Below are 7019 nucleotides of genomic sequence, written 5' to 3'. Positions count from 1 at the left end.
GTGTGTCAGGCAGTGGCATTTCGGACTGGGAAACCTCTTCCCTTTCTGAACCAGGAGTAGAACAGACTGTCAACCGGCTAACAGTCCGGAAATGGCTTCTGGACTACATGCACGTGATGCTTGCTGTTATATTCGATGTGTGTTTCACTTGTTACTGAGGTGATAAGAGATTGGTGCCCTGTCTGTGATTCAGGTTGTCAACACTGAGCTCACAATGTCCTGTGAGCTTCACACCTCAATGGAGGTAGTCATGGCAAGAAAGCACATTATGCTAACTGGCTCTGTATTTTTCTTCGGCGTCCTGCTTGTGTGCGGTAGTGCTTCCCAGGCGGGAACGGACGTTCATCTTAACGTGAATATCGGGCCGCCGCCCATCGCGGTGGCTGCACCGCCCGAAGTCGTGATGGTGCCGAACTCCAGCGTGTATTTTGTCCCTGGTGTTGACGTCGACGTCTTCTTCTACAACGGCTATTGGTGGTCTCCGCGAGGCGATCACTGGTACCGGGCGCGGGCGTATAATGGACCATGGAACACCGTGCCACGAAACGTTGTGCCGGGGCCGGTTTACCGGATGCCGCACGATTACCGAAGAGTTTACGCCAACGAACGTCATATTCCTTACGGTCAGTGGAAGAAGGGGCATAGAGGGTATGGGAACCACGGCCACGGTGAAGGTCGTGGCCATGGCGAAGGACGCGGTTACGGCGAGGGCCACGGCCATGGTGAGGGGCACGGCCATGGTGAGGGCCACGGCCACGGCGGAGGACACGGTCACGATAGGGACTAGTATGGTGATCTGCTAAAAGTGGAGATCGTCAGGTAGGGTGGGCCACCGCTCACCTTACCGGTCCCACGGTGGGCACTGCCCACTACCGAGGAGGAAACACCCAAGAAAGGATGCGGGGGCTGTCGGCCCCGCATCCTTTTTTTATCAGTCGGCGAAGGAAATCGCGCACCACCAGGCGGCGATGACGAGTGAGGCGGAGCCCAAGGCGAGCAGCGTGTTGAGCAGGCGTCCCGGGCGCCCGAAGCGTCCCACCAGGAATTCCGCGGCAAGACCGAGGATGACGCCGAAGAGGAAGCCGAACAGGTGCGCCCCGAGGTCCGTGTTCTTCCCTTCGGTCCCGAGCAGTGCCAGCAGGGAGAGTGCCGCCGCAACCGGAAGCGGCCAGCGCCTACGCAACTGGTGCCGGTAGCGCACCATGCTGACTGCTCCGAGTAGGCCGACGGCACCGAAGATGGCGGTGGAGAAGCCGACTGAGCTGTGGCTTGGCAACTGGACGTAGGCATTGGCTAGATTGCCGAGGATGCCGGAGGCGAGGATCAGGCTCCAGGCCATCCCCGAGCCGAGGTCGCGACACAGGAAGACGATGAAGAATCCGCCGATGGCAAGGTTGCTGAACAGGTGGAGGGCGTCTACGTGAAGGGTGAGAGCCGTTACCAGCCGCCACCACTCTCCGTGCAGGATTTGGCTGGCGTGGGCGTTGCCGATCTCCAGCCAGTCGGGGTGCTGCCCCCCCACCACAAGGTCGAGCGCGATCAGGTTGTGGAAGATGGCGAACAAAAGCAGGACCGAGATGGTGGCCAACGTGTTGTGGACCATCGGGCGCTCTTGCGGCGGTAGAGGGGGCCAGTTGTGGTTTTCCTCAACGTAGAGGCGAAGTTCGCGGCACGCCGCCTCGAAGAGGGGGGCCGGCACCACAAGCTGCCACCCCGTCCCCGCTTGCTCGATGCGGCACTCCAGGGAGCGCGCGTCCAGCACCAGCGCCCATGCCCGGGCCCGCTTAAGGGGCAGAGCGTTCTGTTCCGACCGGTCGATCCAGCGGGGAGGTATCGCGAGCCACGCCTCGTCGTCGGTTGCTAGATGTAGATGTTGGTCGGTCATGTGCCACACGTCGCAGTTAGTGGTGAATCTGTTGCAGGTCGACACGCAGAGCCTCTCTTCACCGCCTGTGGTCAGGACGGGGAGCGCTCCCGATGACCGGCCGCCCCTGATCATGGTGAACAAGCGCGTGCGGCTTCGTTTTAGTGAACCTAATGACGGCCTGCCGAAATGTCAATTCCCTTTCCGCAAAATTATAACCGCCTTTTTTAGGTCATATCTCTACCCGTCTACCCGGTGCCGACCGGATGCTTCCTCCATGACTGGGTCCCTTGACTCAAAAAGGTTCGCGGCAGGCATAGCTCATCCCCTCGCCGTCACCCGCTCCTTCGGGTTCCAGCTTGCCTTGACTAACGGGGCACCGGTGCTACAAGAACTTAGGGGTTAGGCGGTGACTGCGCCGGGGAAGGGGGATGGCATGAGAAAGAGGACCGTCCAGCCGACTGCCTCAAGAGGGAAAGGGGGTGCACGTGGCATACGGCGCGCCCGTGATCCCATACATGTATCACGACATGGTCACCCTTCCAGAAGATGGCCGATCAGGCTGCGTTGGCACCGTCGGCTGCTGCGCATCGGGAAAAGGAGATACGTCAATATGTTGACCGAGGGAATCAAAAGCTTCGCTGAAGGGATCGGGCACGCTTATGTGGCAACCTCGGATGCCGATGGTAACCCGCATCTCGCGGCAGGGCGGGGGCTTGCGGTGACCGCGCCGAACAGGTTGGCCTTTGAAGCGTGGTTCTGCCCGACGACGATGCGGAACCTGAAGGATAATCCGAAGGTCGCCGTGGCCATTGCCGATCCCTCGACCGGGAACGGGTACCAGTTCATCGGCCGGGTCGAAAGGGCGGAGGATACAGCGCTTCTGGATGGGTACCTTCCTGATGCCGAGCCTCCGGGCCTGCCACAGGTGCAGTGGAGGCTCGAGGTCAAGGTGGAAAGTGTGCTGGCCTTCACCGCTGACGCCCATTCGGACCGGCCGTTAGGGTAGAGCGGTCACCGTTGTAACCCCTTAGCTCTCTCAAGATTTGCCGATGCCGATCAATTCTTCCGCCTTGGGTATATCTTCCTCCGCCACCTCGATTTCGGCGACAATGCCGCTACCCGCCTTGCATGAGGTCACGAAATACTCCACGCCGCCTTTTTTCAGCGCGTTTTCTACACGCGCCAGGTCTGCTTCATCCTTTGGATCATAAAACTTGAACATCTTTTCCCCCTTCCTTTCTATTACTGCTTCGCCCTATCTGCTGTCATCTCCAGCGGGGCCATTGTGAGGGAGAGAGGAGGCTGAACGGTCTCTCCTTCGCTCAGTTTAGCACAATTCCCCGATACAAAGCCGTTAGGAATGGCGGCGTTTCCGTGGCTTGAGTCGCACTGTTTCAAGTTGTTAGGTCGATAACTATCATGGAGAACAGGAGCAGGAGATAGGCGATCGAGCACCGGAAGGCGGCACGGTTGTTGTCGACCATGAAGTGGTGGCAGGCGAAGAGATAGGCGCAGCCCAGAAGGGTTGCCGCGGCGGCATAACCTGCAGAGCAGATACCGGCCAGGTGCAGCAGCAGTGAGGCAGGTAGCAGGCAGCTAACGCCGAGGTAGATGCATTTCCTGGTGAACCTCTCGCCTTTGATCAACGGCAAAACCGGCACCCCCGCTGCCCGGTACTCGTCACGGTGCAACAGCGCCAGGAGCCAGAAATGGGGCGGCTGCCAGATCAGCATAATCAAGAAGAGGACGAGGCTCGCGCGGCCGGGATGCGGCTGGAATGCGGCATGGCCGATCAGGACCGGGAAGGCCCCCGGCAGCCCACCCAAGACCGCTGCCCAGTGGGTATGGCGTTTGAGGAAGAGGGTGTAGTAGAGGGTATAGCTGAGCGAGGCGGCAACCAGCAGCAAGGTCACTCGCAGGTTGAGGGTCGCCGAGGCAAGAGCGACAGCGGCGAAGATAAGCGCAACGGCCGTGGCCAGCACCTTGCCACTCCCCACCCTTTTGAGCGCGGCGCTCCGCGGCGCCAGACGATCCATCTGCTCGTCCAGGTGGCGATCCAGCACGTTGTTGACGATGGCAGACCCTGCCGTCATCAGCAGGAGGCTTGCGCTGCAGGGGAGGGCGGTTTCCATCTGGGGGAGACCTCGTTGTGCCACTACCATCCCGGTAAAGCCGGAGAGAGTGACCGCGGCGACGATTCCAGGCTTGGCCAGGATCAGCAGCGCACTGCAGGTCTCCGCGAAGCCGCAGGCATCCTTGGCATCCAGCCTGTCTCCCTCGGCGGTTTCGATCATCTAGCGGCTCCTGCCGGCTTCACCGGTCTGCAGCATCCAGATGCGAAGGGTGGTGCCGATGATTCCCAGCGTCATGGCGAGGTGAAGGGAGGTGATCGGGTAGCTGAGGCCGGTTTTGACCACCGCCGCGCCAACGCCGATCTGGAGGGCGACCAGGCAGAGCAGGGCTAGGAGATAGCCGTGCATCCGCTTGAGCCGCTGGTCCAGTAAAGAGACCAGGTAAAGGACCAGCGCGGTGCACAAGGTTCCGAGAGCGACAAGCCTATGGGTGAAGTTGGTGGCAATGGGGCGGTCCCAGATCTCGGGGATCAGGCGCCCCTGGCAGGTTGGGAAATCGGGGCAGGCCAGACCGGCCGCGGAGTGCCGCAGGTAGGCGCCCAGTGAGGCCTGAAAGAAGACCAGCAGCAGCACACAAAAAAGAAGGCCGGCGTACCCGGACACAGATACCGTCGCCGGGCTGGTGGTGCCATCGCATACTGCCATGTAGAGGACCAGCAGGAAGATGGCCAGCCCGATCATGAAGTGGACCGTGGTGATCTGCACCGGTAGCCCCATGACCACTACGATACCTCCCAGCAGGATTTCCAGGGCGATCAGACCCATGGCCGCCAGCGGAATACCTTTCTGAAGCCCCTGGTAGGCGACGATCCTCCGCCGTGCCAGCAGGAAGAGGGAGGTTGCCGCCACCGCCGCAATCACCCGGTGCAGGAACTCCATCCAGACGTCCACGTGCAACGGCGGCAGCAACGTCCCCTGGCAAAGCGGCCAGTCCGGGCATGCCATCCCCGCCTGCATGCCGGCCACCAAATTTCCCCAGATCAGCAATATGAAAAAAAGTCCTGCTGTTACGCGGCCTAGCATCGGGCACCTCCGGTTTTAGCTCGAGGGGATCCTAATATACCTGAATACCTATTTACCGTTTTACTGTGATCAGTTTGAAGAAGGATATTGCCGGCTGACAGCTGCCTGCACTCAACAGCGTGACCGCTTTCGGTGCTAGTGCTGACCATCGTTTACCTGGTGAGCGTGTCGGTCAGGGTACCTACGATGATCAGTCCCAGTATCAGCAGTGGAAAGAGGGCGAAACCGAGCACCAGCTTGATCTCGTGTCGCAGGTGCATAAAATAGAGCGCGACCAGGGTCGCCTTGATCGAGGCAATGAGGAAGCAGACCGTGGCGTTCCAGAGGCCCAGGTTGTAGAAGGAGACCCAGACCGTCACCACTGTAAGCGCCAGGAGCGCCACCCAGACCATCACGTAGTTTTTGTAGGCCATAGCCACCTCACCCGACCAGGTAGAGCAGCGGGAACAGATAAATCCAGACTAGGTCCACGAAGTGCCAGTAAATGCCGGTGATCTCGACCGGGGTGTGATAATCGGCGGTGAAGTAACCTTTCCTGGCCTGGATGAGCAGGAACACCATCACCAGCATCCCGATCAGCACGTGCAGGCCATGCAGTCCAGTCATGCAGAAGTACAGGCCGAAGAAGAGGTTGCTCTTGGGGTAGAGCCCGCGGCTGAAGTCCTCAGTCCACTCGAAGTACTTTACGCAGAGAAATCCGGAGGCGAGGATCAGGGTGACCCAGACACCGATCTTCATCAGCCGCTGGCGCCCGTGCCTGACAGCGGCTATGGCGATCGCCATGCTGAGACTGCTGGTGAGCAGCAGTACCGTGTTGAGAGCGCCCATCAGCTTGTTCAGCTTGAGGTGCTCCTGGTGGAAGAGGTCCGGATAGTTCAGCCGGAACACGGTGTACGCGGTGAACAGCCCGCCGAACAGCAGCAGTTCCGTGGCCAGAAATGCCCAGATGCCGAGTCGTGCCGCGACCGGCGCGCCTTTTTCCGCCTTTTGCTTACTTGGCACTTGGTTCCCTCGTTTTCTTGCCGTAGCTGTAGGGCCAGTCCGTCACCGTAGGTATCTCCTCGAAGTTTTCCTCTGGAGGGGGCGAGGGGACCTGCCATTCCAGGGTGAGCCCTTCCCACGGGTTGGCCGGGGCGTGCTCGCCGTGCCTAAGCGACCGGATGAAATTCACGAACATGATGACGATGCCCAGGGCCAGCACCCAGGAGCCGACCGTGGCGAGCACGTTGAGCGAGTGGTACTTGGCGGGATACTCGGCGTAGCGCCGGGGCATCCCCTGCATGCCGAGGATGAACATGGGGAAGAAGGTCACGTTGAAGCCGATCACGATCAGCCCCCAGCCGCTCTTGGCCCAGGTCTCGTTCAGCATGCGGCCGGTGATCTTCGGGTACCAGTAGTGCAGCCCGGAGAAAAGCCCCATCACGGTGCCACCCATCATGGTGTAGTGGAAATGGGCCACCAGGAAGTAGGTGTCGTGCACGTGCACGTCGGTCGCCAGCGAGCCCAAAAAGAGCCCGGTCAGTCCGCCGATGATAAAGAGGAAGATGAAGGTCAGCGCGTAAAGCATCGGCGAGTCGAGGGAAATCGAGCCGCGGTAGAGGGTGGCTATCCAGTTGAAGATCTTCATGCCGGTGGGCACCGCCACAAAGAAGGTGAGGAAGGAGAAGATGACCCCCGCCGTAGTCGACATGCCGCTCACGAACATGTGGTGGCCCCACACCAGGAAGCCGATGAAGGCGATGGCGAGCGCGGAGTAGGCGATGGCGCGGTACCCGAAGATCGGTTTCCTGGCGAAGCAGGGGATCACCTCCGAAATGATCCCCATGGCCGGGAGGATCATCACGTAGACCACCGGGTGTGAGTAGAACCAGAAGAAATGCTGGAACAGCAGGGGGTCGCCACCCTTGGAAGGATCGAAGAAGCCGACCCCGAACAGTCGCTCGGCGATCAGCAGCAGGAAGGTGATCCCGATCACCGGCGTTGAGAGCACCTGGATC

9 protein-coding genes are annotated in these 7019 nt (G+C 60.3%); 2 read left to right on the top strand and 7 right to left on the bottom strand.

Annotated elements, in window-relative coordinates; translation table 11 throughout:
* Positions 1-250 precede the first annotated feature (250 nt).
* Complete coding sequence (locus VJ604_RS18715) at positions 251-787, top strand: hypothetical protein (protein ID WP_324085127.1); 537 nt, start codon at positions 251-253, stop codon at positions 785-787.
* A gap of 144 nt (positions 788-931) precedes the next feature.
* Here VJ604_RS18715 and VJ604_RS18710 read toward each other — a convergent pair whose 3' ends face one another.
* Positions 932-1885, bottom strand: a complete 954-nt coding sequence (locus VJ604_RS18710; RefSeq protein ID WP_324085125.1) for a rhomboid family intramembrane serine protease — start codon at positions 1883-1885, stop codon at positions 932-934.
* Between the two features lie 592 nt (positions 1886-2477).
* Between VJ604_RS18710 and VJ604_RS18705 the strand changes: the two genes are divergently transcribed.
* The gene (locus tag VJ604_RS18705; protein WP_324085123.1) at positions 2478-2873 is read left to right on the top strand and encodes a pyridoxamine 5'-phosphate oxidase family protein; all 396 of its coding nucleotides are present in this window, start codon (positions 2478-2480) and stop codon (positions 2871-2873) included.
* A gap of 30 nt (positions 2874-2903) precedes the next feature.
* Here VJ604_RS18705 and VJ604_RS18700 read toward each other — a convergent pair whose 3' ends face one another.
* The 6 genes from VJ604_RS18700 to VJ604_RS18675 all read right to left on the bottom strand — a co-directional run.
* Positions 2904-3089, bottom strand: coding sequence for a hypothetical protein (locus VJ604_RS18700; RefSeq protein WP_324085121.1), 186 nt, complete (start codon positions 3087-3089; stop codon positions 2904-2906).
* A gap of 172 nt (positions 3090-3261) precedes the next feature.
* Entirely contained in the window at positions 3262-4161 is a 900-nt protein-coding gene (cyoE, locus tag VJ604_RS18695) for a heme o synthase (RefSeq protein ID WP_324085119.1), read from the bottom strand.
* Positions 4162-4944 carry a COX15/CtaA family protein gene (locus VJ604_RS18690; RefSeq protein ID WP_414652478.1) on the bottom strand — a complete coding sequence of 261 codons (783 nt, stop codon included), beginning with the start codon at positions 4942-4944 and terminating at the stop codon, positions 4162-4164.
* A gap of 230 nt (positions 4945-5174) precedes the next feature.
* On the bottom strand, positions 5175-5435 hold the full coding sequence (locus VJ604_RS18685) for a cytochrome C oxidase subunit IV family protein (protein WP_324085116.1): 261 nt from the start codon (positions 5433-5435) through the stop codon (positions 5175-5177).
* A gap of 7 nt (positions 5436-5442) precedes the next feature.
* Entirely contained in the window at positions 5443-6024 is a 582-nt protein-coding gene (locus VJ604_RS18680) for a cytochrome c oxidase subunit 3 family protein (RefSeq protein WP_324085114.1), read from the bottom strand.
* Positions 6014-7019 (bottom strand): cytochrome c oxidase subunit I (locus tag VJ604_RS18675; protein WP_324085112.1); only part of this gene is annotated, 1006 nt, incomplete at its 5' end. The genes VJ604_RS18675 and VJ604_RS18680, both read right to left, overlap by 11 nt.

Source organism: Geomonas sp. (genome assembly GCF_035254065.1).
In the GTDB taxonomy this organism is placed as follows: domain Bacteria; phylum Desulfobacterota; class Desulfuromonadia; order Geobacterales; family Geobacteraceae; genus Geomonas.
The sequence above is the reverse complement of the archived record's forward strand: the minus strand, read 5'-3'. Positions and strand labels throughout refer to the sequence as shown.

Bases quoted from the DNA above. Each gene is read 5' to 3' on its own strand.
- VJ604_RS18685 (WP_324085116.1), bottom strand. From the start codon at position 5,435: ATGGCCTACAAAAACTACGTGATGGTCTGGGTGGCGCTCCTGGCGCTT.
- VJ604_RS18690 (WP_414652478.1), bottom strand. From the start codon at position 4,944: ATGGCATGCCCGGACTGGCCGCTTTGCCAGGGGACGTTGCTGCCGCCG.
- cyoE (WP_324085119.1), bottom strand. From the start codon at position 4,161: ATGATCGAAACCGCCGAGGGAGACAGGCTGGATGCCAAGGATGCCTGC.
- VJ604_RS18705 (WP_324085123.1), top strand. From the start codon at position 2,478: ATGTTGACCGAGGGAATCAAAAGCTTCGCTGAAGGGATCGGGCACGCT.
- VJ604_RS18700 (WP_324085121.1), bottom strand. From the start codon at position 3,089: ATGTTCAAGTTTTATGATCCAAAGGATGAAGCAGACCTGGCGCGTGTA.
- VJ604_RS18715 (WP_324085127.1), top strand. From the start codon at position 251: ATGGCAAGAAAGCACATTATGCTAACTGGCTCTGTATTTTTCTTCGGC.
- VJ604_RS18710 (WP_324085125.1), bottom strand. From the start codon at position 1,885: ATGACCGACCAACATCTACATCTAGCAACCGACGACGAGGCGTGGCTC.